Here is a 25,045-nt window from a genome sequence, read left to right as displayed (position 1 = left end):
TGGCGGACATAACAGGCAGAGATCACAGGTGCCTATTTTTTCCAGAATCCGGGGGTAAAGAGCACCAGCACGGTAAAGAACTCCAGACGGCCAACAAGCATGGCGAAAGTACAAATCCACATTTGAAAATTGCTGAGTCCTGAGTAGTTGCTCATGGGGCCAACCTCACCCAGACCCGGGCCGATATTGGTCAGGCTGGCGAACACCGCCGATGACGCGGTGGCAAAATCCAGGCCGGACATGACCATCAGGCCGGTCAGCGCCACGTTCATAATAACAAACAGAATCACAAATGCCATGATGGACGAAATAATGGGCGGCGGGACAATCCGTCGGCCCAGCTTGACCGGACAAATGGCATGCGGATGCAGCAGTTTGCGCAACTCAGCCCGAATTTGTTTTGCAATAAGCACCACCCGAATCAGCTTGATACCGCCCCCGGTTGAACCGGCGGAAGAACAGAAGCTGCCCAGCAGCAGCATCACAACGGGCAACAACACCGGCCAGTGCAAATAATCGGTATTGGCAAAGCCCGTGGTGGTCGCCAGCGAAATCGTGTTGAACATCCCGAAACGCAGCGATTGAGTCAATGTGGGATACACACCATCAAAATACAGCCAGGCGCTGACGCCCAGCCCGCCCAGCAACAGAATCGCCACAAATATTTTGGTTTCCGGACAGGTCACGTAATAGCGCAGGCTGCGAAATCTGAATACGTTGTAGTGTGTGGCAAAGTTAATGCCGGCGAACATCATGAATACGCAGGCAACCGTATCCACCATCGGCGAATCGTAATGCTGAAAGCCGTCATCGTAAATGGAAAACCCACCCAGCGCCATGGTAGAAGCCGCGTGACACCATGCATCGTACCAGGACAACCCTGCCAGCCGATAGCATAGAACGCAAAGCGTTGAGGCGGAAATATAAATGGCATAGAGTGCCTTGGCCGTCCCGGCGATACGGGGCGTCAGCTTTTCTTCTTTCATCGGGCCGGGGATTTCTCCGCGCATGATCTGATGGCCACCCACACCCAGCAGCGGCATAATGGCCACCGCCATGACCAGAATTCCCATGCCCCCGACCCAAATCAGGGTAACCCGCCAGATATTGACCGACGGCGGTAAACTTGAGATGTTGTTCAGAACAGAGGCGCCCGTTGTCGTCAGACCCGACATGGCTTCGTAGTAGGCGTGAGTAAACGTGAGTGATTGCCCTTCAATATAGGCATCAAATACAAATGGCAGGGACGCGATCAGCGGGAACACCAGCCAGACAAGAGACACCAGCAGCAGCCCGTTGCGTGGATTGATCTCGTCTCTGGAGCGGCGGGTGAATTTCCAGAGCGCAGCCGACACCCCGATCGCAATCCCCAGACTGAGCAAAAAGGCATTATGCGCGCCATCATCAAAGTAGAGCGAGACCGCCAGCGGAAACAGCAGGATGGTGGAAAAGCCCAGCATTGTCAGGCTGAGCGCATGCAGGACATTCAGAATATTGCGCATGTCGGCATGCCTAGAAGAAAAACACGGAAACCTGGAAGAGCTTCTCTACCCGACGCATATCATGCCGGTTGCCGGCAAAGACCACTACATGATCGCCAGGCTGAATCACGGTTGACGGCTCGGGCAGGATCACTTCATCTTCACGCAGGATCGCGGCCACGATCGCTGTCTTGGGCAATTTGAGATCATGAATGGATTTGCCGACCACCTGAGAGCTTTTCCGGTCACCATTCACTTCAAATTCGATGGCCTCGGCATTTCCCCAGCGCAGCCGGTGCCCGGTAACCACGGCTCCCTGTCGCACATCGCGCAACAAGGCACCAATGGTGGCCTGAGAAGGCGAGACCGCAATATCGATCAGGCTGCCCTCCATCAATTCACCGTACGCCTTGCGGTTGATCAGCGCAATCACCTTGCGCGCCCCCAGACGCTTGGCCAGCAACGACGACATGATATTGTCTTCATCATCATTGGTGACCGCCAGGAAGGTATCCATCTCTTCGATGTTTTCATTGTCCAGCAGTGACTCGTCGGTCGCATCGCCCTGTAAAACCAGGGTTTTGCTGGGTAGCAGGGACGCCAGCGTTTCGCAGCGTGCCTTGCTGGCTTCCAGAATACGCACGTTATAACCGCCTTCCGACAGCTTGCGGGCCAGCCGAAAGCCGATATTGCCCCCGCCGGCAATCATCACGGTGCGCACCTTGCGCGAGGCATATTGAAGTTTGGCAACGGCCTGCTTGCCTTCCTGCGTGTCCACGGCCACGACCAGCTCGTCGCCCTGCTGGATCTTTGACTCGTGATCCAGCGCAACCGATGCGCCGTTGCGGAAAATTTCCAGCACGCGGGCATTCAGATTGGGCAGATTCTCGCCGGTCCGGTTAACGCGCAGATTGATCAGGGGGCTGATGCGTCCGATGCGAATGATCAGCAGGCTTAAGCGACCATTACCGAACTCCACCACCTGCAGGGCTTCGGGAAATTCGATCAGACTGTGCAGATAGGTGGTGACGCTGTCTTCGGGACTGATCACAGAGTCCACCCCGAAACTTTCCTTGATCAGTTCAACGTTGCTTGAATAGTCATGGCTTCTGACTCGGGAAATACGGCGCGGGATATTGAAAACATCCTTGGCGATCCGGCAGGCAACCAGATTCACCGGATCGGTGGCCGCACAGGCCACCAGCAGATCGGTGTCGTCGGCTCCGGCTGAGCGCAGCACCTCGGGCATGGCAGCATCGCCCTGGACGCCGCGCAAATCGAAGCGCTCCTGCAGGTAGCGCAGGCGTTCGCCGTCGGTATCGACAATGGTGATATCGTTTTTTTCAGATACAAGATTCTCGGCGACGCTCGCGCCAACGCGGCCCGCGCCAAGGATCAGGATTTTCATGAATTACGTTTGCGTGAGGAATCAATACCCAGCTGACGCAGCTTACGATACAGGTGCGTGCGCTCCAGGCCGGTTTTTTCCGAAACCCGGGTCATGCTGTGATTTTCACGACCCAGATGATATTCAAAATAGACACGTTCAAATTCATCGCGTGCATCGCGCAGAGGCTGGTCAAGCGAAATGCTGCCCAACTGCGATCCCTGCACCGGCGCTTCGGGCTCTGCCGCAACCGGCGTACCCTGAACGGTCGCAGCAGCAGGCGCTGCGGCCACGCCAGGTCTGGCGGCAGGGGTAGTTGCGGGTGCCCGGGTGGCGCCATTGGTGGCGGCCGCCATCACTTGTTTGGCATGCGGCCGCATGAGTCCGGCCTGCACTGTTTTGAGCAATTTTTGCAGCGTAATGGGTTTTTCAAGAAAATCCATGGCGCCAATGCGGGTAGCTTCGACGGCCGTATCCACTGTTGCGTGACCGCTCATCATGATGACGGGCATATCAAGCAAGCCCTGAGAGCCCCACTCTTTGAGCAGGCTGACGCCATCGGTATCGGGCATCCAGATATCCAGAAGCACCAGATCGGGCCTGTAGCGCAGGCGAGCAGCACGTGCCTGCGAAGCATTCTCTGCAAGCTCTACGGTGTGACCTTCGTCGTATAAAATTTCCGACAAAAGTTCACGTATACCAATTTCATCGTCAACCACCAGAATTCTGGCCATATCTTGTCACCTATTACTTTCTGACTATATTTTGGTACTGATCAAAGTTCCGGGTTCAATTATAACCATGGGAATCTCCTAATTGCCTGTTTTCGGAGTCAGCCGCGTGAGTAATATTGAGACACGCGCACCGCCATCCTTCCGATTGGCAATATCAATCCGGCCCCCATGCTCCTCAATTATTTTACGCACGATAGGCAAACCCAGGCCGGTTCCATGCGCTTTGGTCGTGACATAGGGCTCAAAGGCAGTCTGCAATACCTTGGCAGAAAATCCAGCGCCTCTGTCCTCCAGTGTAATACGAATCGCCTGTCCTTCCGTGCCCTGATCCTTGTCGGAGTGCGTAAGCGTGGTGCGAATGGTGATCCCGGGTTCATCGCCTTCAAGCACCATCTCGGCCATGGCATCACGCGCGTTGGACAGCAGATTATTCAGCACCTGGCGCAACTGGGTGGGATCCGCTTCGGCCAGCGGCAGGCCGGGCGTCAGGTCCAGGCGGATGTGGCGGTACAGCGGTTCGTCATGGTGGCCGGTACCATCCGGGTCCCAGCCGTACAGGATGGCCAGATCGGATATCAGGGCATTGATGTCCACATGCTGCATTTGCGCGGGCGGCGTACGTGCGTACTCGCGGAAATCATCCACCATTTTTTTCAGTGACGACACCTGATTGATAATCGTATTGGTCGAGCGCGCCAGAATCCCTGCATTGCGTTCGTCCAGATGCCCTTCCAGCTTCATGGCCAGGCGTTCGGCCGACAACTGAATCGGCGTGAGCGGGTTTTTGATTTCATGCGCCAGTCGTCGCGCCACTTCGCCCCAGGCACGCGCCCGGTTGGCCGAAATCACTTCTGAAATATCGTCGAACACCACCACATAGCCCGTAGGACGCCCGTCAATGCGCAGCCGCGTACCGCGCATCAACAAGGTAACATCGTCGGTTTCATCACTTTCGCTACTGGTCGATAGCGTGATCTGCTCCTGCCAGTAGTGGCGTTCGGACCCCACGGCAGCATGATCCGCGAATGCCTTGCGAATCTGCCGGGTGAACTCAATTAGCGAATCGATCACTTCCAGTGGCCGCCCTGGCACAGATCGCAGATCGACGTCCAGGATCGATTGCGCGCCTTTATTAACGGTCGTCACATTGAAGCGTTCATCAAAAACGATGACCCCCGACGACAAACCGGCCATCACACTTTCCAGGTACGCGTTGGAACGCTCCAGCTGAATACGGTTGCTTTCAACCTGACGGCGCGCCTCATCCAGCTGGCGCGTCATGGCATTGAATGAACGGGTCAACAGGCCGATCTCGTCCATGGCCGTCGGCTCGGGCAGCGGGCGATAGTCGCCCACGGCCACCGCCTGGGTGCCGGAGGCCAGCGTCAGCAACGGCTGGACCAGGCGGCGCGCGATGGCCAGCGCCACTGCGATGGAGGTAAACAGCGTGACCAGCAACGCCAGCGTCAGCGTAATCCCATACAGCTTCTGGATACCCTGGCGCGACAATGCCAGTTCCTGGTAATCGCGGAATCCCTTTTGCACTTCATTCAGATTGCTGCCGATATTGTCCGGCACCAGGCGGGTCAACTGCAGCAGATAAGGCTCAGGCGAAGCGCCCAGGGGCGCGTCAAGCTTGAAGGAATTGGAAAACACCGGCACGATGACCCGAATGCGCAACTGCGGGTTTTCGAAATCGGTGCCTTCGACGGCCTCGGTGCGGGCATAGGAGCGCGACAGCCGCAACTGGTTCAACACCGATACCGGCGGCATTTGCGGCAGCAGACTGCCAAAAGAAGAACTGGAGAATCCGACCACACGGCTGCCCGAGACCGTGAACACCAGGGCATCGCCCACCGTGGTATTTTCACGCAGACGGGTTAATGCAACTGACAATTCCTGATCCGGAACCGTCGACAGATCATCGGCCATCAGCCGGGCGCGCGACAGCAAATCGCCCACCTGGCTATCGAGCGATGCCTGCCCCAGCGTCAGGCCCGATTGCAGGGCGCTGTCCACCCGGACGTTGAACCATGATTCGACCGAACGCGACATGAACTGCACCGACAGCAGATAGATCACCACCCCGGGAATAATGGCCATGACCGCAAAGGCCAGCGCAAAACGCGACGTAAGACGCGCACCGAACTGCCTGGAGCGCAGCTGCCGGATCAGGCGGAAGGTGAGCATGGAGACCCACAGGAATAAGGCAAGCGCCAGTACCCCGTTGAGCAGCAACAGCAGATCGTACTGCTGCGCCAGCCTGGAGGAATTACCAGTAGAGCGAACCAGCAGCCCCATCAGCACCAGAGTGGCGAGTACAGCGGCAATAAATACCAGCCGCACCACCCATTTGATCAGGGCCTGGGCGCGGTTGCCGAAAAGTGAAAGGCGAAATTTTTCCATGGTGTTGATAAGGCCCAGGCGCGTCCGCCCAGGGCATCCATCCGAAATGGCCGAGGTAAAAGAGACGTATCCAGTTTCATGCGAAACTGCGCTTCATAATGCTGATTGGGGTCAAGATCCGGGAACGGCCCTACCGGCCAGTTCTGGATGCGGGTAATGGTTTGCAGGGCATCATCCAGCGACATTTCCGGCACCGAGTAGTCGCCCGAAGTCACGCGCCACTGCCGCACCAGCGCGTTATAGGCCACCCGCCAGGTTTGCGACCGATCATACACGGGTTCATCAAACCACCACCAGCGCGGCTGCACCAGCCGGAACTCCACCGTGAAATAAAGCGGTACACCATGCTGAGCGGCTACCTGCAATTGATGCGATAGCGGCAGATCAACATCGGCATTCAGAACATAGTCATTGCCCTGCTGCTGAATGTCGACGCTGTTGATGGTCGCCACTGTCGTAGCGTCGCTATCGGTGATGGTACCTGTGACACTATCAGCCGCTGCCGGCTGGGCGTGCAAAGCGGCGCCGCCACTAACGACAAATCCCAGCAGTACGATCAGCACAAGCCTGAGAAAAAATGCAATTGACATGGAAGCGGGCTGGGTTTTCATCCGGAATAGGTCATGGGGGTTGGCAGCACCGGCGCTTGCGGTGCCCCTATCATACCCTAACCGGGCCGACACGGGTGGCCGCTTATCCGCCCGCGCCAGAGGTGGTGCCCTGTTTACGCAGCAGTGAATAGAAAAATCCATCATGTTCCTGCCCCTGTCCGGGCAACAGCTGGCCCGGTGCAGGCAGTGCAACAGCGCCTTCAAGCGTCTGCAGCATCCACTGCGCCTGTTCGATTCCCTCTTCTGGAAAAACCGAACACGTGACATACAGTAATATGCCGCCAGGCTTGAGTGTCTGCCACAGGGCCGACACAATACGGCGTTGCAGTGCGGCGGTCTCGGCAATATCCTGTTCCTGACGCAGCCACCGGATATCGGGGTGGCGACGCACGATACCGGACGCAGTGCATGGCACATCGGCAAGGATCGCGTCAAAAGACTGGCCGTCCCACCAGGATTTCAAATCAATCGCATTGCCGGCGCGCAGCTTCACACCCTCATCGTGTAAACCAAGCCGCTGCAGATTGGCTGCGACGCGTTCCAGGCGGTTGCGGTCAATATCCAGCGCGGTCAGTTGCAGCCTGGCCTGCATCAGCAGACCTGCCGTCTTCCCACCGGGCGCAGCGCAGGCATCCAGCACGCGCATACCATCGGTTACCGGCAATAGCCCGGCAGCCAGCTGCGCGCCCGCATCCTGCACCAGCCACCAGCCTTCTTCAAACCCGGGAATGCTGGTAACGGGCAACGGCTGATCCAGCAGTACGCCGTGATCGCCGATAGCCGAGGCAGCAATATCCTGCTCGTGCAGCGCCGCCAGCAAGGCCTCGCGACTGGTTTTTCGGGTATTGACGCGCAAAGTGAGTGGCCCCGGCTGAAAACTACTGGCCAGAATGGCCTCCCACTGCGCCGGATAAGCCTTGCGAACCCGGCCGATCCACCATTTGGGAAACCCCCAGCGTACATTGCTGCGTCGGTATGCCTCGACAAGCAATGCTTCGCGTTCCCGTTCAAAGCGGCGCAGGCAGGCGTTGATCAGGCCCTTGAAGCCCGCCGTTTTTCGATCCAGACCGGCGGCAGTCACTGCCTGACTGACCAGAATGTAGGGCTCATATACCGGCACCCGCGGATTCTCCTGCACTTCGCGCTCCTGTACCGACAGCAGGCACAAGGCTGTGGTCAGCAGACTTTCCGCCAATTCGTTAGGTAAGCCGCGATCCAGAAGCAGGTCTGCCAGCGCGTGCCCGCGCGCCAGCTGGCGCATCACATAAAATGACAGTGACTGCACCGCCGCACGCCGATGTGCCGGCTCGGCATTCAACACGTCGGTCAGGGAACGACCCTCACCGATGGCCTGCACGACGTATGCTGTTGCCAGCAAAAGCTCGCTCAGCGGGGGAGTAACCGCCCCCGTTTGGGGCGAAGCAGTGGGCTGAACGGGACGGGTCATTGACTAAAAACCCCGGGCATAAAAAATTGACTGTGCATATACACCGTTAGTGAACGAAAATGGTAAAATTGCCTGATTATTCATTGCGATAGCAAACAAGCTGCGGCAGCCAGCCGGCTGACAGACCCAAAACAAACCTTGGCAGTTCCCTGTATTCTGTCAGAAACGCGGTCTGTTTGGCAGGCGTGATCGGCACGCAAAAGGCGCCCACTGCGCATGACTGCGGCCCTGCTACCCCATCTTTACTTTTAACTGTACTTAACCTGTATTTAAGGCAGTATGTACAGCAGTACGTATAAGAACGGGAGCAGGAAAAACCGGCAGCGCCTGTGCGCCTTGCTGTTGTGCTCAGGGCGAATGGCATTATTTTACTGCCCATACCCCGGTTGAGCGCGTTGCTTCCCATTGTTTCGTATTTATTCTCTATCTCTTAAAGGTTTTTTATGTCCGCTCCCCGCGTTGGCTTTGTCAGTCTGGGCTGCCCGAAGGCACTCGTTGACTCTGAACGCATCCTGACCCAGTTGCGCACTGAAGGTTATGATATTTCTCCCTCCTATGAAGGCGCCGACGTGGTAGTGGTCAACACCTGTGGCTTCATCGACAGTGCCAAGGCCGAATCACTGGATGCCATCGGCGAGGCCATTTCCGCCAACGGCAAGGTGATCGTGACCGGCTGTATGGGCGTAGAGGAACAGGTCATTCGCCAGGTACACCCCAGTGTGCTGTCCGTCACCGGCCCCCAGCAATATGAAGAAGTGGTCCGCGCCGTCCATGGCGTCGCCCCGCCCTTGCGCGAACATGATCCTTACGTAGACCTGGTGCCGCCGCAGGGCATCAAGCTCACACCAAGACATTACGCTTATCTGAAAATTTCCGAAGGCTGTAATCATCGCTGCAGCTTCTGTATTATCCCGTCCATGCGCGGCGATCTGGTCAGCCGTCCGGTGGGCGATGTATTGCAAGAGGCGCAACGCCTGGCCAATGCAGGCGTGAAGGAATTGCTGGTCATTTCTCAGGATACCAGCGCCTATGGCGTAGACATCAAATATCGCAGCGGCTTCTGGAACGGACGCCCCGTGCGCACACGCATGACCGAACTGTGCCAGGCTCTGTCCGAGCTGGGTATCTGGGTGCGTCTGCATTATGTTTATCCGTACCCCAGCGTGGATGAAGTGATCCCGCTGATGGCTGAAGGCAAAATTCTGCCATACCTGGACATCCCGTTTCAGCATGCCAGCCCCAGGGTCCTGAAGGCAATGAAGCGCCCTGCCTTCGAAGACCGCACACTGGCGCGTATTCACCAGTGGCGCGAAACCTGTCCCGACCTGACCATCCGTTCTACCTTCATTGTCGGTTTCCCCGGAGAAACCGAGGAAGACTTCCAGTATCTGCTGAACTGGATGACCGAGGCACAGCTGGATCGCGTAGGCTGTTTCCAGTATTCGCCGGTAGAGGGCGCACCTGCTAACGCCCTGGGAGACCATGTACCGGACGATGTTAAACAGGATCGCTGGGAGCGCTTTATGGCTCACCAGCAGGCCATCTCCACCGCAAGGCTGGCGCTCAAGGTCGGACGCGATATCGACGTTCTGGTCGATGAAATCGATGAGGATGGCGATGCCGTTGGCCGCTCGCATGCCGATGCCCCCGAAATTGACGGCTGCGTGTTCATCAGCAGTACCGAAAAACTCAAGCCAGGCCAGATTGTGCGCTGTACCGTGACCGACAGCAACGAATACGATTTGTGGGCCGATCACAAACCGCTATCATGATTGTGATTCACCGATGAAGTCCCTGCCTTATCAATTGCTGGCCTTTGACTTTGATGGCACGCTGGCCGACACCCTGCCGTGGTTTGATACGGTGCTGGCCAGCGTGGCGCAAAAATATGGATTCCGTAATCCGGCCCAAGACGAGAAAGATCAGTTGCGCCATCGTGATGTACGCCAGATCCTGAGCACCCTGGATATTCCCTTCTGGAAAGCGCCGGCCATACTGATGGAGTTTCGCCAGCGCATGCAGGAGGCATCGCCCGATGTGCACCTGTTCGCAGGAATAGAGCAGACTCTCGCGGCGCTCAAACAGGCTGGCTACCAGATCGCCGTGTTAAGCTCGAACAGTGAAATCAACGTACGCCGCACGCTGGGCTGCGCAGCCGAATACATCGACCAGTATCGTTGCGGCAGCGATCTGTTTGGCAAGGCCTCCAGGCTCAAGACCCTTTATCGCCAGACCGGCTGTACCCCGGACACCTGTTTGCTGATCGGCGATGAGATCCGCGATATTGATGCCGCCCGCGAATCAGGCTGCGATGCCGCCAGCGTATCCTGGGGCTACAACCACCCCGACGTACTGGCCGCCAAAGAACCGCAGTATCTGTTTGGTACGCCTGATGATATTCTGGCCCAGTTGCTGCCCGCCTGACGGGCGTATCACAACGCCCTGCAGGACTGCTGTGCAGGCCCTAACGAAGCGACTCGCCAAGACGCCGATTCCAGGCGCGCGCAGCGCCGGCAGACGCCCCACCGGCAACGCAGTGACATCACTCCTGCGGCGGCTTCCAGCCCGTCACAAACACGGCAACGGGCTGACGCTTGCCACCCGCTTTCTGCAATTGCAATAGCCGCAACGTGCCATTGCCGGTCGCCATATCAATGCCCTCGGGCGTTACCGCCAGCACCTGGCCCGGCGCAGCCGCAGCGCCCGCCCCCGCAACACCATTCTCAAGCGCACAGGCATCCCAGACCTTGACCGGACTATCCAGTCCCGGCAACATCACACTCGCTCCCGGCGCGGGATTGAATGCACGAACACGGCGCGCCAGCGTAACGGCGTCTTCGGATAAATCCAGAGCCGCTTCGCGCTTGTCCAGCTTGGCGGCATAGGTCACACCGGCCTCGGGTTGCGGATTGGAATGCAGCACGCCGTCCTTATCCAGTGTCTGCAGAACCGCAACGATTTGCTGCGCGCCCATCGCGGCCAGTTCGTCGTGCAGTTGCGCGGCATTCTGCGTCACGATGGGCAGGGTGTCACTGGCGATGACATTGCCGGTATCCAGCCCGATATCCATCTGCATGATCGCAATACCGGTCTGGCTGTCGCCCGCTTCAATCGCCCGCTGAATGGGCGCCGCACCACGCCAGCGAGGCAACAGGCTGGCGTGAATATTCAGGCAGCCATAGCGTGGCAGATCCAGTACCCACTGCGGCAGGATCAGGCCGTAGGCGGCGACCACCATCACATCAGGCTTTAACGCCAGCAAGGTCTCGCGGGCGGTGGCCGCTTCTTCGGGGTATTTGCCATCCAGGCGCAGACTGATGGGCTGGATCACGGGAATATTGTGCTCAAGCGCGTGTTGCTTGACCGGGCTGGGCGTCAGCTTCATGCCCCGTCCTGCAGGACGATCGGGCTGGGTCATGACCAGTGGAACCGAAAACCCCGCCTGCAGAATGGCTGCCAGTGCCTGACGCGCAAATTCAGGGGTTCCCGCAAAAACAACATTCAGCATAATCGTGATACTTGGAAAGTAGTGAACAATTGAGTAGGATACCTTAAAGACGCATTTATTATCAGCCTCCAACGACATGGCTCATCAACATGATCATTCTGCGGTACCTGCGCGCCGGCTTGCCTCCTACCAGGCATCAGAGCCTGTCGCAGAAAGCGAACGCTCGCGGGTAGCCCGACGCAGCACCTGGACCAGTGTTGTCGTCAATATCATTCTTGTCATATTCCAGATCATTGTCGGTGTGTTCGCCCACTCTCAGGCCCTGATTGCCGATGCCATTCATTCGCTGTCCGACATTCTGTCGGATTTTGTGGTGCTGTTCGCCAATCGCCACGCCGCCAGGGCGGCTGACGCAGGCCACCCCTTCGGCCATCGCCGCTTTGAGAACATTGCCTCACTGGCCATCGGTCTCATCATGCTCGCAGTGGGACTGGCGATGATGTGGAGCGCCGGGCAGCGCATTGCCGCCCCCTCCTCCATCCCCACTGTGCATCTGAGCGCCCTGTTTGTCGCCATCTGCGTACTCATCGCCAAGGAAGGGCTGTTTCGCTATATGTTGCGCGCAGCGCTGCGCGTACGTTCGGCCCTGCTGGTGGCCAATGCCTGGCATGCACGTTCTGATGCGGCTTCATCTCTGGTTGTCGGCATCGGTATTCTGGCCAACATTGCCGGTTTCCCCATGGCCGACCCGCTGGCCGCACTGCTGGTTGGCGCGATGATTGTCCGCATGGGCGGCAAGTTTTCACTGCAGGCGCTCAATGATCTGGCCGATCATGCCGTTGACGAAGACATCGAACAGCAGATTCGCCAGGCTTTACACGACACACCGAACCTGCCGGGGTTTCATGACCTGAAAACTCGCAAGAGCGGCGACATGATTCTGGTAGAAGTGCATCTGGAGTTTCCCGCTGACATGACCATTCTGGCCGCGCATGACATCTCCGAACGCGCCTGCGCGCGCATTATGCAAATCGACGATATTTTGCAGGTGACAACGCATTTTGATCCGGTGACGGACAAGATGGAGTCGACAGAACACACCAATCAGCGTTAGCCACCGGACCATGCTGGTGCTTGACAATAAATATGTAGCTAGCTACACTTTTATTCAAAAGGAGCCTCTCACCACATGTTTGAACTCAAAGACCTGCCCAGCTATGACACCCTTGAACGTTTCGGCGCCATTTATGGTAATACCGACGTACAGGGCCTTCAAACATGGCTAATCTGGGCTTCTGCAACGCAGGAAATGCTCTCTGCTTTTGAGGCAAACCTTGCACATGCCTGCGGGCTCTCGCAAACTCAATTCTTTGTCCTTCTCCTGCTCAAACGCAATCCCGACGGACTGAGCGTGGGCGTATTGGCCGAAGGCGTCTCTGTCACCTCACAAACCATGACGCGCATCATTGACCGCATGGTGGGTGCAGATCTGTGCAGCCGCGACGTCGATCCGGTTGATGCGCGCGCCCGTTTGGTCCGGTTGACAAAGGCCGGTGACGATATGCTTAGTAAGGCACTGCCCAGCCACTACGCCTGGGTGGCCAGACTCATGGGACATTTCAATGCAGACGAACGCCGTATGCTCAATCAACTCATGCTCAAGCTCAACCAAACGGGAGTGCTTGTCAGGTCTGAAGAAATGGACTGATTTTTTTAAATTATGTAGCCAGCTGTTTTTTTTACGGAATTATGTAGCTAGCTGTTTATTTGGAGATATTAAATGTCATCCATGTATTTGCCATCGTTTTCTTTGCGAATTCTGCTCGTACTTTGTGCATTGGCAGTTGTCTCACTGCTCTATCTTCCCTTACCAATCCTGCCTCAATTGGCGCAAACTCATCACATGAGCACTGCAGCATCAGCGGGCGTGATCAGCGCGTTCGGCTTCGCTTACGCTGCAGGCTTTCTGATTTTCGGACCGCTTTCAGATCGTCTGGGACGGCGCGTTGTGATGATGTGCGGGCTGGCTGCACTGACCTTGATCACAGCATGGCTATCGACCGTACAGACAGTACCATTCCTTCTTGCGGGCCGAGCTGCACAGGGGTTGGCGGCAGCAACGTTTCCCCCTGTCGTCATTGCTTATCTGGCCGAACGTGGAACCCCAAAACAACGAGTGTGGAGTGTCGCCTGGCTGAGCACCGCATTTTTATCTGCCGGTTTGCTTGGGCAGATTTATGGCGCTGCAGTTGCTAGCCCTTGGGGACTTGGCTCGGCCTTGCTGCCACTCGCGGCCGTTTTCGCTATAACCGCATGGAGACTGTGGACCACTCCAGCCGATCCCACGCATACGCCACAAGGCTCCTTACGTACGCTTTACCAACCAATAGGCAAACTCCTCGTCAGTTCACCATTGCGCCGCGTCTACGGCCCTGCGCTATTGCTCCTGATGTGCTTTGTCGCTTTCTATATCGGAATCGACACCCATGTAGGACGGGCGTTGCAGGCACATGGCATTACGCCACTGGTCGCACGTGAGTTGGCGCTACCCGCTTTTCTCACTCCACTTGCCGTTGCCTCAGTCATGCCGCGCTGGGGAGCCGAAAGAATTGTCAATACCGGTTTGTTGGTCGCAACCAGCGGGCTCGCGCTATCCTCCTGGGCGGGAGACGGTCACCTGTATGGGCTGCTGGCATCCAGTGTGATCTTCGTCGCTGGCATTGGCATCAGCGTGCCAGGGCTGATTGCACGCGTAGCCAGCGTAGCCGAAGCACCAATGCGTGGACTAGCGGTCGCGTTCTATACCTTCGTGCTCTTTGTGGGCGCCAGCCTGGGTCCGTGGCTGGCACAACAAACTGCGCATTGGCCTACCGGGCAGGCATTCCTGTTACTGGCGATTCTGCTTGGCGCAGCAGCACTCTATGCAATAACAGGTCGCAGTACCCGGACCGCATAAGCTAACGAATAACCGAAATGATCAAGTATGGAGACGACTGGCAAGCGCCTGTCGTCTAACTCTCGGAGCTCACTCGCAACCCCTGGAGACTACTCATGAATGCGCTTCGTCATATCACCCTTTTGTCCGCAATCACCGTTTATGCGACCGCACCCTCTACAGTGCTCGCACAAAATCAACTGAAGGAGTCAACGTCCATGACCGCCAACACCATTGCACCATCCCTTTCTCAATGGATTCCACAAACCCATAAGGAGACTTCCCGCCTGAGCGTAACCATTGACGGAGAACCTGCTGAACTTGTCCGTTATGAACGCATCGATGAACGCAATGCCGGACTTGGGGGCGAACACTTCAGCACGGTGATCGCAGCAAACGGTAGGCTCAAAGGATTTGCAAACATGTCACTGGATCTGGTCGGCCTGCCGTTGCCAGATCGATCACGGACCGAGCAGATTGCCCGCGCGTTCCTGCAGGAAGCAGCCCCCGATCTGCTCCCACGCATGGAAATCAGCTGGATCGAACCGCACGATGAACCGATACAAATCACCCGCAACGGTCATATCGAAACCGTCACGCTGACCGGCATGAAGGTCAAGGCACGAAATTTGGGCTGATGGCCGATGGTTCTGGGTCATTGTAGGGGGTGACGAAAAGCCTCTGGCTTTTGAACGCGATATCATCTGGGTGACCTTCCCCGGCAAACGTAAAACCGAAAAATGGCTCCACGATGCATGGCTCAAAGAACAGGATGTGGCCCTCACTCGCTTGAGCACAAGCTAATTTCATAAAAAATAAGGGTTCCGTGCCTCATCTGGCAGGGAACCCACTTTCGTCTATGCGTATCATGCTTCGCCTGATTCAAACGGATGGTTGATACCCGTCACGTTTCAACTCAAATTTTGCGATTCTTAAACGCCAGTGATATTTTTGCGAACGCCACCTGCAGTTCCTGCGTACCGCCCTGGAATACCACGGGTTTGCCTTTTTTTGTGAAAACCACCAGCCGCTTGGAGGCGAGCATGGGCACAAACTTGGCGAAGGTCACATCCTGCCAGGCCACTTCACGGCGCGTCAGCCAGCTTTGGCGCAGGCCCTGCGCATCAATGGTCGTGACCGAAGTCTGCATATAGCGCGTGGTAACGGCCAGCGCCAGGAACACCACCAGCAGAATCAGGCCTGTTGTGGAAAACAGCGCCTCCACCCCGGCCTTGTTGAAAGCGACCAGCGACTGCAAGACAATGACCGCCAGAATCACCCATGCTGCCGTTTTTACCCAGGCAGGCCATGCCTGCCCGCGAATGGGCAGAGGTCCGATTGAAGCGAGCAATTGTTCCCGTTCAGACTCGGACAGCGGCAGGAAATTGATAACCATAAGTACGCTTACGCCGCCTGCCGCTTGGTGATAATGGCCTTGCCGGCACGACTGGCATTAGCCCGCTGCAGGTAATCGGAAATCCACTGCCCGGTGCTGATCACCTGATCCAGGTCGATGCCGGTGTCGATATCCATGCCGTGCAGCATATACAGCACGTCTTCGGTGGCAACATTACCGGTAGCGCCTTTGGCATAGGGACAGCCGCCCAGGCCTGCTGCCGAGGAGTGCACAATGGCAATGCCGGCTTCAAGCGCCGCCAGAATATTGGCCAGCGCCATGCCATAGGTGTCATGAAAATGGGCAGACAGCATGGCAGGATCGGCCACGGCCGACACGGCGTTCATGACGGCCGTCACCTTGCGCGGGGTGCCTACGCCTATGGTGTCGGCAATATCAATTTCATGACAACCCAGCGCCAGCATGCGCTTGACCACATCGGCCACCGCAGCGGGCGCGATCTCGCCCTCGTAGGGACATCCCAGTGAACAACTGATACTCGCCCGCAGGCGCAGGCCAGCGTCCTTGGCAGCCTGCGCCACCGGCGCGAAGCGTTCAATGGACTCGGCAATGGAGCAGTTGATATTACGCTGCGAAAAGGCCTCACTGGCTGCGCCAAAGATCACCACTTCATCAGCACCAGCGGCGAGTGCCCCTTCGAACCCTTTCAGATTCGGTGTCAGTACAGAATAAATAGTACCCGGCCGACGCTCAATGGCAGCCATAACGTCGGCGCCATCGGCCATTTGCGGCACCCACTTGGGTGACACGAACGAGGCTGCCTCCACATTCTGAAAGCCGGCAGCCGACAGACGATTGATCAGCTCGATTTTTACTTCGGTCGGAACAAATTGTTTTTCGTTCTGCAGGCCGTCGCGCGGGCCCACTTCAACCACTTTTACGCGTTCCGCAATTGCCATAACGATCTCCGATCAGGCCTGCTGTTTCTGGTGGTGCAGCTCAAGTACGCGAGCCAGTTCCTTCAAATGATTGCCAATGAACGTGAGCGTGGTTTCATCGGTAAGCTTGCCGCCGTCGCCGTCTGCCTTGTTTTGTACAGTACCAACCATGATTTCAGGGCGATTGACCAGATGAACATTCATCGCAACCATGACCTGACGCAGATGGTGCTGCATTCTTGCCCCGCCAATTGCGCCACCCGACGCCGATATGATCGAACCGACCTTGTTGTCAAACGGCATAGGACGCAGGCGTGAGACCCAGTCAATCGCGTTCTTGAGCACACCGGGTACCGAATAGTTATATTCCGGTGTCACAAAAATCAAGCCGTCGGCGGCACGAATGGCATCTGCAAATGCCTGCACTTCTTTGGGAAAGCCGGCATTCTCTACGTCCTGATTATAGTGAGGCAGCGTGCCAATGGAAGGAGCGTAAACCAGTTCCAGATTATCCGGCGCCAGGTCAGCCAGTTGCCGGGCGATCGCGGCATTATAGGATTTTTCACGAAGACTGCCGATGATGATCAGAACGTTGAACTTGGTGCTCATTAAGTGCTCCTGTTGGGCTTGGATATGAATGAACCGGACCGTCGCGCCACTTCCTGCACTCCCATGTGCTGCGAAAGCGACAACGGCGACAATACCGATCCTGCAATACCGGGAAAATGCCCCTGGGGCACCCCTGGCGTCATCGATTTTGCTGCGTCATTATTGTAAGTGATTCACCCGTTGCAGATAGCGTCCATCGGGCAGGCGGACGATTTTACCGGCCATTTCCAGTTCGGTCAGCAGCCCGGCCAGGGCCCCCACCGTCGTATCCAGCCGGATCAGCAGCAAGTCCATGGAAACCGGATCAAACCCCATCTTTTCCAGCAGCGCCTGTTGCGCGGCATTGGCGCCCCCTTCTGCCCCGGCAGGCGTGCTGTACAGGGCACCCGACTGCGCCGGCGAGCGCGATACCGACGATACGGACGGTGGAGACGGCTCAAACGTTAAAGGTGCCCGGCTTTTTGCGGCACGTCTGGCGCCAGACTGCGACGCCGGTCCGGACTCGCGGTTCGCGATGCCCTGCGATCCGGGCACCGAACCGCTGCGTGCCAACTCCTCCAGAATATCATCCGCCGTTTCCACCAATTTGGCACCCTGCCGGATCAGCGCATGGCACCCCCGGGACAGCGGGGAATGTATGGAACCCGGAATGGCAAATACCTCGCGACCGTTTTCACCAGCCAGGCGCGCAGTGATCAGCGAGCCGCTGCGTTGCGCCGCTTCCACCACCAGTACGCCGAGCGACAGCCCTGCGACAATTCGATTGCGGCGGGGAAACTGATGCACGACTGCTGCCGTATCCAGCGGCAATTCGCTTACCAGTGCGCCCTGCTCCCGAATGCGCATGGCCAACCCCTTATTGGCCGCAGGATAGACGCGATTGATGCCTGTGCCCATGACGGCAATCGTGGCCGGCGTTGCACCGCTGGCCAGCGCGCCCTCGTGCGCGGCCGCGTCTATGCCCTGCGCCAGGCCGCTCACGATGGTCCAGCCGGCATCGGCCAGATGCCGTGCAAACGCGAAGGCATTGTCGGTGCCGCCGGCGGTAGCCGAACGCGCGCCCACCATGGCCAGCACCGGTCGCGACAGCGCCTGGGGATCGCCGTCTACATAAAGCAAGGGTGGCGGATCGGCCGTATCCAACAAGCGAGCAGGATACAAGTCATCGGCCAGCGTCACGATATGGTGGTTCTCCCGGGCGAGCCAGTCGAAAGTGCGTTCGATCAGGGTATGGATGCCAGGATCTACCGGCGCAGCCAGTTGCAAGGCCTGTTTCTCGGGTACCACCTTCATCAGCGCCGCTACCGAGGCACCGAAAATATCCTGCGGCAGCCCGAAGGCAACCAGCAGATGGCGGGCAGTGACCGGGCCAATCCCGGGTTCGAGCGTGAGACGAACCCACGCGTACCGCTCTTCATCTGACATTGCCATATCTATCCGCTTGATTTTGAGGAAAAACACCCTATTATAGGAATATAGATGCAAGACAATGATGATTTTTCTGCGGCATCCGCAGGATTGCCATTGATCATACAATTTCACCCGCTGCGCCAGGTACGCCCGGCGGGGTATGCCCCCCAAGCAGCAGCAATTTCAATTATAATATCGGCCATGGCTCTCTTACCTATTCTTCACTTTCCCGATCCCCGACTGCATACGGTCGCAAAGCCCGTAGCTCAGGTGGATGACCGCATTCGTCAGCTTGTCCGCGACATGGCTGAAACCATGTACGCCGCACCCGGCGTAGGTCTGGCTGCGACCCAGGTCAACGTGCATGAGCGCGTGGTGGTGATTGATGTTTCCGAAGAAGGCGACGACCTGCTGGCACTTATCAATCCGGAAATTATCTGGAAAAGCGACGAAAAACAGGTATACGAAGAAGGCTGCCTGTCTGTACCCGGTGTATACGACAAGGTAGAGCGCGCAGCCAGCATTCGCGTGCGCGCGCTCAACGAACAGGGTGAAACCTACGAGTTTGACGCAGAAGGCCTGCTGGCCGTATGTGTACAGCACGAACTGGATCACCTGCTGGGCAAGGTCTTTGTGGAATATCTGTCACCCTTAAAGCAAAGCCGCATCAAAACCAAGCTGAAAAAACAGGCCAAGGAACAGGCCGAAGCCTGATGAGCCTGGCGGTCGGCTGACCTTATCTACCGGCGGCATGATCCGGCCCCACCTGTGACAGGAGTGCCAGCCCACATGAATACGCCCTTTCAGACCCTGCCGGCCAGCGCCATTTTTGCAGCTGGCATCAGCCGCCGGGACGCCGAAACCAGGCTGCTGGATCGAGTAGACCGGCACGGACAGCGCCTTGCCATCATCCATCAGGCCGGCCACGGCATCAGCGTCCCCCGTAGTTATCAGCGTAATCGTTATTTTGCAACCGCCTGCACACAGTTGGCCGCAACGGGCCTGCCCGTTGATGTGCGTCTGTCGGGTGGCGGCGTCGTGCCGCAAGCGGCCGGCGTGGTCAATTTACATCTGGCCTATCCGGTTCATGCCAATTATCCGCTGCAACATGTAGAAGACCACTATCTGGGCTTGTGCGAGCTGATTGCCCGGGCGCTGGCAGCCTGCGGCATCGAAGCGACACACCAGCCGGTAGAGGGTTCGTTCTGCGACGGGCGGTTCAATCTGGCGGTGGCAGGTAAAAAAATCGCCGGCACCGCTCAGTACTGGCGTCGCAACAAAGCGGCAAACGTAGCCGCGGCAAGTACCGTAAGCACTCCCGCCTTTTCATTGTTGTCACATGCCGTGATTCTGGTTAACGCCAACAGTGACGAACTCACCAGCATGGCAAACCGTTTTGAAACGGCACTGCACAGTCCGGTACGCTATCTGCCGGAAAAAACCACTTCGGCGCAGGCGCTCCTGGGTGCTCCGGTGACCGACTTTGAACAGAAGCTATTGCAGGCGCTGCAGAACCCGCCCTTTTAAGGCCGGTTCCGGTGGGTGGCTTATTCTGCTTATTCGTATGAACGGCTATCTTCAATCACCTTGCCGTCATTGGCCAGCTCACCCACTCCCACAAACACAATCACGGCACGCAGCTTGGTTTCCTCACGCACCACATTGCCGAGTTTTTCCTGCAGGCCTGCGGCGGGCGCGCCATCCACTTCCACAAACAGCGTCATCTCATCGCGTCCGGTTTCCCCGGAAACAACCAGTCTGGCCTTGTTCACTTCCTCGAAGCGGGCAACAATACGGGCCACTTGTTCCGGATGCACAAACATGCCGCGCACCTTGGTGGTCTGATCGGCACGTCCCATCCAGCCGCGAATCCGCTTGTTGGTACGACCGCAGGCAGAATGTCCGGGCATAATCGCCGACAGGTCGCCGGTACCAAAGCGCAATAGCGGATAATCGGGATTCAGGGTGGTGACCACAATCTCACCCACTTCGCCGTCGGGTACCGGCTCATTGGTGCCCGGGCGCACAATCTCCAGCACGATATCCTCCCCAATAATCAGCCCGTCTCGCGCTTCAGACTCATAGGCGATCAGGCCCAGATCGGCTGTGCCGTAGGCCTGGTAGCCGTGGATCCCGCGTTGCGCAAACCAGTTTTGCAGGGAGGGCGGAAATGCCTCCCCGGAAAACAGGGCGCGCTTCAGGGACGGCAATGCGATCTGCATTTCGTCGGCTTTCTCCAGAATCAGTTTAAGAAAGCTGGGCGTACCCGCATAGCCCTCCGGCTGCAGATCGTGGATAGTCGAGACCTGCATTTCCGTCTGGCCCACCCCGCCTGGAAATACGGTGCAGCCGATGGCCAGCCCGGCCGTTTCAAACATCGAGCCGGCAGGTGTGAAATGGTACGAAAAGCAGTTGTACAACAGGGTATTAGCGCGAAAGCCTGCCGCATACAGCGCGCGACCAAAACGCCAGTAGTCGGCCCGTTTGCTCTCGGGCTCATAAAGGGGACCCGGCGAGGCGAAGACGCGGGCTGCGTCACCCCAGCCAATCGTTGAAAAGCCACCGAAGACGCGTTCCACGACCTTGCCGGCCGCAGTACCTGCCTGAGCGCGCTGTTCAATCGCCTGTCTGCGCTGCGCCTGCTGGCGCTGCAGCAACTCGGATTTACGCAGTACCGGAATGCCGGCCAGCGCCTGACGGCTGGTGATACGATCCACCTGCACGTCCTGCAGCTGTGAAGCAATGGCCGGCGCACGTTCGCGTGCAGCAGTAAGCGCAGCGGGCAATGCGGCAAACAGATCGGCCTCGCGCTGCGCCTGATCGCGCACTTCCAGAGCATCAAAATACTCAGTCATTGTTTGCTCCTAAGCCAGCCAGCGCTTGCGGCGGCGATAAAATTTGGTGTCACGAAAGTTTTTGCGATCCCCGCTTTCAATGCCCAGATAAAACTCTTTCACATCATCGTTGCTGGCCAGCTCCTGGGCCGTGCCGTCCATCATCACCCGCCCGCTTTCCAGAATATAGCCATAGTCTGCGTAACGCAGCGCGATGTTGGTGTTTTGTTCGGCCAGCAGAAAACTCACGCGCTCGCGAGTATTGAGATCACGCACGATTTCGAAGATCTCTTCAACGATTTGTGGCGCCAGTCCCATGGAGGGTTCATCCAGCAGAATCATTTTAGGGTCGGCCATGAGTGCGCGCCCGATGGCCGCCATCTGCTGCTCCCCACCCGAGGTGTAGCCGGCCTGACTGCTGCGACGCTGTTTAAGTCTGGGGAAATATTGATAAACCCGGTCCAGTGCTGCCGCAATATCGCCCTTGCTCACTTTGCGCGTGTAGGCGCCGGTCAGCAGGTTCTCTTCGATGGTGAGGTGACCGAAACAATGGCGACCTTCCATGACCTGTATCACACCACGTTTAACCAGGTCAGCCGGCGTCATGCTATCGACGCGTTCATCCTGGTAATGAATCGTCCCTTTGGTGACATCGCCGCGCTCGCTTTTGAGCAGATTCGATACGGCACGCAAGGTCGTCGTTTTGCCGGCGCCATTGGCACCAAGCAGCGCCACAATCTTGCCAGCCGGCACCACCAGCGACACGCCGCGCAGTACCAGAATGACGTGGTTATAAATTACTTCAATACCATTGACGTTAAGCAGGAGCCTTTCCGGGTCCGGCGTGACGGCAGCGTCTGCTGCTGTTGGCTTGGTTTGCATATTGATATCCCGCTATGTGCTGTCTGATGGGGTGCCCACCCCCCGGCACCGTACCGTGCCGGGGATGGACATGCCTCATCCCTCAGGAAGAAGCCTTGCTGCAGTCACGTGGCGTCACTTTCTTGGACTGTGCATATTTCTCGGCTTCAGACTTGACCAGCGGTCCGACATATTTCTGGTCTGCCTGATACAGATCGGAAGCGGGCACAAACATGCTGCCGTCCCACTGAACGATCCGCGCCCAGTCTTCACCAACGTGGTTGGCGCAAGAGGTTTTGAACGGTTTGATAATCTGATCGAAGCCAATTTCCTTCAGGCGCTCTTCGGTCAGGTTCAGGTTTTCAAAACCCCAGCGCACCTGTTCAGATGTCATATGCTGGCCTTTGCCATATTTTTCCTGAGCGGTACGGATGGCTTCCACCTGCAGCATGGAAATGACCAGACCACGCGTGTAAGCGATGGTGCCCAGGGTATTTTTGCTGGAACCATTGCCCTTATCAAACACGTGAGTTTTCAGATCGTCGTAAACCTTGCCCTTGGCTTCACCGGTATTGTGAATCGTGATGGCGTTATAACCCTTGGCCACCTGCCCCAGATCCTTCACATCACCCTCGGAACCGGCCCACCAGATCGCGTAGATTTTGTCGCGCGCGTAGCCGGTAGCCTGCGCTTCACGGATGGCGGTGGGCGTCATGATGCCGGCGCTCCACAGCAACACATTATCGGGGCGCTTCTGGCGAATCTGCAGCCACGTGGATTTTTGCTCTACGCCCGGCGCCGTTACCGGGTAAAGCTGCAGCTCAAAGCCGTTGGCTTCGGCGCGAGCCTTCAGCAACGGGATCGGCTCCTTGCCGTATGGGGAATCATGATACACAAGGGCGATTTTCTTACCCTTGAGCTTGTCTTCGCCCCCCAGTTTTTTGGCGATGTCCTGAATCATCACGTCGGCTGCCGTCCAATAGGTACCCAGCAACGGGAAATTCCACTCAAACACAGAGCCATCGGCCGATTGCGACAAGCCATAGCCCACCGTTTCAATGGACACTTTGTCTCCCGGCGCCTTGTCGGAAACCGCAAATGTGATACCGGTAGACTGCGAATCAAAACCCGAGGCACCGCCATGCGCGGCTTTGAGGCGTTCATAACACTCCACACCACGGTCTGTCGCATACGCGGTTTCACATTCTTCGTAAGCGATTTTTACCCCGTTGATACCGCCGTCGCGTTCATTGACCAGCTTCAGGTAATCAATCTTGCCATCGGCCCAGGGAATCCCCAGCGGCGCGAACGAACCCGTGCGATAGGTAAGCAGCGGGATGAATTGTTCGTCGGCGGCCTGTACCTGTAGCGGCAACGTACCCAGTACGCCGGCAACACCCAGTGCGGCGATCCATTGTTTCATTTGCAATTTCATGTCTCTCTCCTCGGACTTTCATCCAGATGGGTTTTATTTATTGAAAACTTCCAGCACAGCAAACTGAACACCACTAGTGCGGAAATGGCCATATCCGCAATTTTTCTTTCGCAATACTCCACAGACGCGCCAGACCATGTGGTTCGACAATCAGGAAAAATACAATCAGCGCGCCAAAGACCATATGCTCAATATGCGCTGCCGTATCCACGCCCAGCGACAGCCCCAGCATTTCGGGAATTCGGTTCAGCAGGATGGGCACCAGAACGATAAAGGCCGCACCAAAAAAACTGCCCACGATAGAACCCAGTCCGCCGATAATCACCATGAACAGCAACTGGAACGAGCGGTTCAGATCGAAGGCAGACGGCTCCCAGGAACCAAGATGGATATAACCCCACAAGGCGCCGGCAATCCCTACAATAAACGAGCTGACGGCAAAGGCGCTGAGCTTGGCATACATGGGACGAATGCCGATGACAGACGCGGCCACGTCCATATCGCGAATGGCCATCCACTCCCGGCCAATAGCGCCACGCACCAGATTCTTGGCCAGCACGGCAATCACAATCACAAGTGCAAGAACGAACAAATATTTCTGCAACGGCGTTTGTATAGGCAAACCGAAAAAATCCAGTCGTGGCACCGACACGCTGCCGGACGATGAGTTATTGGTGAAGAAGGGAATGCGCAGGAACGTCCAGTCAACAAAAAACTGCGCTGCCAGTGTCGCTACCGCCAGATACAGGCCGCGAATGCGCAGGCTGGGGATGCCGAACAAAATGCCCACCAGGGTGGCAAACACACCGCCAAGCAATAGCTGAAAAATCAATGGCAACCCGGGAAAGCGCACGCCGAAGTTCCATGCGGCATAGGCGCCCACCGCCATGAAGGCGCCGGTGCCCATGGAGATCTGGCCGCAATAGCCCACCAGAATATTCAGACCGATAGCAGCCATGGCCAGGATCAAAAACGGAATCATGATGCCGCCCAGGAAATAATTGCTGGACAACAGCGGCACCACAACAACCGCGATCACCAGCAACAGCCCGATAAAGATGCGGTCCTGTCTGATTGGAAAAATCTGCTGATCCTGCCGGTAACTGATTTTGAACTGACCGTTTTCACGATAAAACATATGAATTCCCCTGC

General features: G+C 57.2%; 24 protein-coding genes. 9 read left to right on the top strand and 15 right to left on the bottom strand.

What is annotated here, in order from left to right; genetic code table 11:
• Window positions 1-32: 32 nt before the first annotated feature.
• The 6 genes from MIM_RS03765 to rsmB all read right to left on the bottom strand — a co-directional run bounded on the left by MIM_RS03765 (window position 33) and on the right by rsmB (window position 8,066).
• Complete coding sequence (locus MIM_RS03765) at window positions 33-1,502, bottom strand: TrkH family potassium uptake protein (protein ID WP_025371431.1); 1,470 nt, start codon at window positions 1,500-1,502, stop codon at window positions 33-35.
• Window positions 1,503-1,512: 10 nt separating this feature from the next.
• Window positions 1,513-2,889 (bottom strand): Trk system potassium transporter TrkA, encoded by a 1,377-nt coding sequence (gene trkA / locus MIM_RS03760; RefSeq protein ID WP_025371430.1) that lies wholly within the window; start codon window positions 2,887-2,889, stop codon window positions 1,513-1,515.
• The gene (locus tag MIM_RS03755) at window positions 2,886-3,602 is read right to left on the bottom strand and encodes a response regulator (protein WP_025371429.1); all 717 of its coding nucleotides are present in this window, start codon (window positions 3,600-3,602) and stop codon (window positions 2,886-2,888) included. Before MIM_RS03755 ends, trkA begins: the two co-directional genes overlap by 4 nt.
• Window positions 3,603-3,680: 78 nt before the next feature.
• Window positions 3,681-5,960: a sensor histidine kinase gene (locus MIM_RS03750; protein WP_025371428.1), complete on the bottom strand. Its 2,280-nt coding sequence runs from the start codon at window positions 5,958-5,960 to the stop codon at window positions 3,681-3,683.
• Window positions 5,960-6,619, bottom strand: coding sequence for a DUF4390 domain-containing protein (locus MIM_RS03745; RefSeq protein WP_025371427.1), 660 nt, complete (start codon window positions 6,617-6,619; stop codon window positions 5,960-5,962). The genes MIM_RS03750 and MIM_RS03745 overlap by 1 nt, the downstream gene beginning before the upstream one ends.
• Before the next feature lie 82 nt (window positions 6,620-6,701).
• The gene (gene rsmB / locus MIM_RS03740; protein ID WP_025371426.1) at window positions 6,702-8,066 is read right to left on the bottom strand and encodes a 16S rRNA (cytosine(967)-C(5))-methyltransferase RsmB; all 1,365 of its coding nucleotides are present in this window, start codon (window positions 8,064-8,066) and stop codon (window positions 6,702-6,704) included.
• A 443-nt stretch (window positions 8,067-8,509) separates the two neighbouring features.
• Here rsmB and rimO point away from each other — a divergent pair, with 443 nt between their 5' ends.
• Entirely contained in the window at window positions 8,510-9,838 is a 1,329-nt protein-coding gene (gene rimO / locus MIM_RS03735) for a 30S ribosomal protein S12 methylthiotransferase RimO (protein ID WP_025371425.1), read from the top strand.
• A gap of 22 nt (window positions 9,839-9,860) precedes the next feature.
• The gene (locus MIM_RS03730) at window positions 9,861-10,490 is read left to right on the top strand and encodes an HAD-IA family hydrolase (RefSeq protein WP_025371424.1); all 630 of its coding nucleotides are present in this window, start codon (window positions 9,861-9,863) and stop codon (window positions 10,488-10,490) included.
• Window positions 10,491-10,608: 118 nt separating this feature from the next.
• Here MIM_RS03730 and fmt read toward each other — a convergent pair whose 3' ends face one another.
• Window positions 10,609-11,571 (bottom strand): methionyl-tRNA formyltransferase, encoded by a 963-nt coding sequence (gene fmt / locus MIM_RS03725; RefSeq protein ID WP_025371423.1) that lies wholly within the window; start codon window positions 11,569-11,571, stop codon window positions 10,609-10,611.
• A gap of 79 nt (window positions 11,572-11,650) precedes the next feature.
• Here fmt and MIM_RS03720 point away from each other — a divergent pair, with 79 nt between their 5' ends.
• From MIM_RS03720 to MIM_RS23385, 4 genes are all read left to right on the top strand, one after another.
• Window positions 11,651-12,628 (top strand): cation diffusion facilitator family transporter, encoded by a 978-nt coding sequence (locus tag MIM_RS03720; RefSeq protein ID WP_025371422.1) that lies wholly within the window; start codon window positions 11,651-11,653, stop codon window positions 12,626-12,628.
• Window positions 12,629-12,703: 75 nt separating this feature from the next.
• Window positions 12,704-13,222 (top strand): MarR family winged helix-turn-helix transcriptional regulator, encoded by a 519-nt coding sequence (locus MIM_RS03715; RefSeq protein ID WP_025371421.1) that lies wholly within the window; start codon window positions 12,704-12,706, stop codon window positions 13,220-13,222.
• Between the two features lie 72 nt (window positions 13,223-13,294).
• Window positions 13,295-14,470, top strand: coding sequence for an MFS transporter (locus tag MIM_RS03710; RefSeq protein WP_025371420.1), 1,176 nt, complete (start codon window positions 13,295-13,297; stop codon window positions 14,468-14,470).
• A 95-nt stretch (window positions 14,471-14,565) separates the two neighbouring features.
• Window positions 14,566-15,087: a hypothetical protein gene (locus tag MIM_RS23385; protein ID WP_222836914.1), complete on the top strand. Its 522-nt coding sequence runs from the start codon at window positions 14,566-14,568 to the stop codon at window positions 15,085-15,087.
• A gap of 278 nt (window positions 15,088-15,365) precedes the next feature.
• Here MIM_RS23385 and MIM_RS03700 read toward each other — a convergent pair whose 3' ends face one another.
• Genes MIM_RS03700 through MIM_RS03690 form a run of 3 tightly spaced genes read right to left on the bottom strand, consistent with a single transcriptional unit; the run spans window position 15,366 to window position 17,353 of the window.
• Window positions 15,366-15,845, bottom strand: coding sequence for a membrane protein (locus tag MIM_RS03700; RefSeq protein WP_025371419.1), 480 nt, complete (start codon window positions 15,843-15,845; stop codon window positions 15,366-15,368).
• Between the two features lie 8 nt (window positions 15,846-15,853).
• On the bottom strand, window positions 15,854-16,765 hold the full coding sequence (locus MIM_RS03695) for a hydroxymethylglutaryl-CoA lyase (RefSeq protein WP_025371418.1): 912 nt from the start codon (window positions 16,763-16,765) through the stop codon (window positions 15,854-15,856).
• Window positions 16,766-16,777: 12 nt separating this feature from the next.
• Window positions 16,778-17,353: an NADPH-dependent FMN reductase gene (locus tag MIM_RS03690; protein WP_025371417.1), complete on the bottom strand. Its 576-nt coding sequence runs from the start codon at window positions 17,351-17,353 to the stop codon at window positions 16,778-16,780.
• 24 nt (window positions 17,354-17,377) lie between these two features.
• On the opposite strand from MIM_RS03690, the gene MIM_RS23105 reads away from it, so the two are divergent.
• Window positions 17,378-17,521: a hypothetical protein gene (locus MIM_RS23105; RefSeq protein ID WP_158318690.1), complete on the top strand. Its 144-nt coding sequence runs from the start codon at window positions 17,378-17,380 to the stop codon at window positions 17,519-17,521.
• Here MIM_RS23105 and dprA read toward each other — a convergent pair.
• Window positions 17,513-18,790 carry a DNA-processing protein DprA gene (gene dprA, locus MIM_RS03685; RefSeq protein ID WP_025371416.1) on the bottom strand — a complete coding sequence of 426 codons (1,278 nt, stop codon included), beginning with the start codon at window positions 18,788-18,790 and terminating at the stop codon, window positions 17,513-17,515. The two genes, MIM_RS23105 and dprA, sit on opposite strands and share 9 nt — an antisense overlap.
• A 174-nt stretch (window positions 18,791-18,964) precedes the next feature.
• Here dprA and def point away from each other — a divergent pair, with 174 nt between their 5' ends.
• Together def and MIM_RS03675 are read left to right on the top strand one after the other, a co-directional pair.
• Window positions 18,965-19,477, top strand: a complete 513-nt coding sequence (gene def / locus MIM_RS03680; RefSeq protein WP_025371415.1) for a peptide deformylase — start codon at window positions 18,965-18,967, stop codon at window positions 19,475-19,477.
• Window positions 19,478-19,552: 75 nt separating this feature from the next.
• On the top strand, window positions 19,553-20,290 hold the full coding sequence (locus MIM_RS03675) for a lipoate--protein ligase family protein (RefSeq protein ID WP_025371414.1): 738 nt from the start codon (window positions 19,553-19,555) through the stop codon (window positions 20,288-20,290).
• 29 nt (window positions 20,291-20,319) lie between these two features.
• Here the strand turns inward: MIM_RS03675 and MIM_RS03670 are convergent, their stop codons facing one another.
• The 4 genes from MIM_RS03670 to MIM_RS03655 all read right to left on the bottom strand — a co-directional run bounded on the left by MIM_RS03670 (window position 20,320) and on the right by MIM_RS03655 (window position 25,031).
• A complete protein-coding gene (locus MIM_RS03670) occupies window positions 20,320-21,618 on the bottom strand; it encodes a phenylacetate--CoA ligase family protein (protein ID WP_025371413.1) in 1,299 nt (432 codons plus the stop codon).
• Between the two features lie 9 nt (window positions 21,619-21,627).
• Complete coding sequence (locus MIM_RS03665) at window positions 21,628-22,479, bottom strand: ABC transporter ATP-binding protein (RefSeq protein ID WP_025371412.1); 852 nt, start codon at window positions 22,477-22,479, stop codon at window positions 21,628-21,630.
• 82 nt (window positions 22,480-22,561) lie between these two features.
• On the bottom strand, window positions 22,562-23,893 hold the full coding sequence (locus MIM_RS03660; protein WP_025371411.1) for an ABC transporter substrate-binding protein: 1,332 nt from the start codon (window positions 23,891-23,893) through the stop codon (window positions 22,562-22,564).
• A gap of 73 nt (window positions 23,894-23,966) precedes the next feature.
• The gene (locus tag MIM_RS03655) at window positions 23,967-25,031 is read right to left on the bottom strand and encodes a branched-chain amino acid ABC transporter permease (protein ID WP_025371410.1); all 1,065 of its coding nucleotides are present in this window, start codon (window positions 25,029-25,031) and stop codon (window positions 23,967-23,969) included.
• Between the last annotated feature and the right edge of the window lie 14 nt (window positions 25,032-25,045).

It is taken from the genome of Advenella mimigardefordensis DPN7, assembly GCF_000521505.1.
Classification (GTDB): domain Bacteria; phylum Pseudomonadota; class Gammaproteobacteria; order Burkholderiales; family Burkholderiaceae_B; genus Advenella; species Advenella mimigardefordensis.
Note: the sequence above shows the minus strand (reverse complement) of the source record. Positions and strands in the feature narration are given on the sequence as shown.

Excerpts from the sequence above, each read along its gene's own strand:
- MIM_RS03665 (WP_025371412.1), bottom strand. The coding sequence starts at position 22,479 with ATGCAAACCAAGCCAACAGCAGCAGACGCTGCCGTCACGCCGGACCCG.
- MIM_RS03715 (WP_025371421.1), top strand. The coding sequence starts at position 12,704 with ATGTTTGAACTCAAAGACCTGCCCAGCTATGACACCCTTGAACGTTTC.
- MIM_RS03720 (WP_025371422.1), top strand. The coding sequence starts at position 11,651 with ATGGCTCATCAACATGATCATTCTGCGGTACCTGCGCGCCGGCTTGCC.
- def (WP_025371415.1), top strand. The coding sequence starts at position 18,965 with ATGGCTCTCTTACCTATTCTTCACTTTCCCGATCCCCGACTGCATACG.
- MIM_RS03655 (WP_025371410.1), bottom strand. The coding sequence starts at position 25,031 with ATGTTTTATCGTGAAAACGGTCAGTTCAAAATCAGTTACCGGCAGGAT.
- MIM_RS03670 (WP_025371413.1), bottom strand. The coding sequence starts at position 21,618 with ATGACTGAGTATTTTGATGCTCTGGAAGTGCGCGATCAGGCGCAGCGC.
- MIM_RS03700 (WP_025371419.1), bottom strand. The coding sequence starts at position 15,845 with ATGGTTATCAATTTCCTGCCGCTGTCCGAGTCTGAACGGGAACAATTG.
- MIM_RS03695 (WP_025371418.1), bottom strand. The coding sequence starts at position 16,765 with ATGGCAATTGCGGAACGCGTAAAAGTGGTTGAAGTGGGCCCGCGCGAC.
- MIM_RS03660 (WP_025371411.1), bottom strand. The coding sequence starts at position 23,893 with ATGAAATTGCAAATGAAACAATGGATCGCCGCACTGGGTGTTGCCGGC.
- MIM_RS23105 (WP_158318690.1), top strand. The coding sequence starts at position 17,378 with ATGAATGAACCGGACCGTCGCGCCACTTCCTGCACTCCCATGTGCTGC.
- MIM_RS03755 (WP_025371429.1), bottom strand. The coding sequence starts at position 3,602 with ATGGCCAGAATTCTGGTGGTTGACGATGAAATTGGTATACGTGAACTT.
- MIM_RS03675 (WP_025371414.1), top strand. The coding sequence starts at position 19,553 with ATGAATACGCCCTTTCAGACCCTGCCGGCCAGCGCCATTTTTGCAGCT.
- MIM_RS23385 (WP_222836914.1), top strand. The coding sequence starts at position 14,566 with ATGAATGCGCTTCGTCATATCACCCTTTTGTCCGCAATCACCGTTTAT.
- rimO (WP_025371425.1), top strand. The coding sequence starts at position 8,510 with ATGTCCGCTCCCCGCGTTGGCTTTGTCAGTCTGGGCTGCCCGAAGGCA.
- MIM_RS03710 (WP_025371420.1), top strand. The coding sequence starts at position 13,295 with ATGTCATCCATGTATTTGCCATCGTTTTCTTTGCGAATTCTGCTCGTA.
- MIM_RS03745 (WP_025371427.1), bottom strand. The coding sequence starts at position 6,619 with ATGAAAACCCAGCCCGCTTCCATGTCAATTGCATTTTTTCTCAGGCTT.
- rsmB (WP_025371426.1), bottom strand. The coding sequence starts at position 8,066 with ATGACCCGTCCCGTTCAGCCCACTGCTTCGCCCCAAACGGGGGCGGTT.
- MIM_RS03765 (WP_025371431.1), bottom strand. The coding sequence starts at position 1,502 with ATGCGCAATATTCTGAATGTCCTGCATGCGCTCAGCCTGACAATGCTG.
- trkA (WP_025371430.1), bottom strand. The coding sequence starts at position 2,889 with ATGAAAATCCTGATCCTTGGCGCGGGCCGCGTTGGCGCGAGCGTCGCC.
- MIM_RS03690 (WP_025371417.1), bottom strand. The coding sequence starts at position 17,353 with ATGAGCACCAAGTTCAACGTTCTGATCATCATCGGCAGTCTTCGTGAA.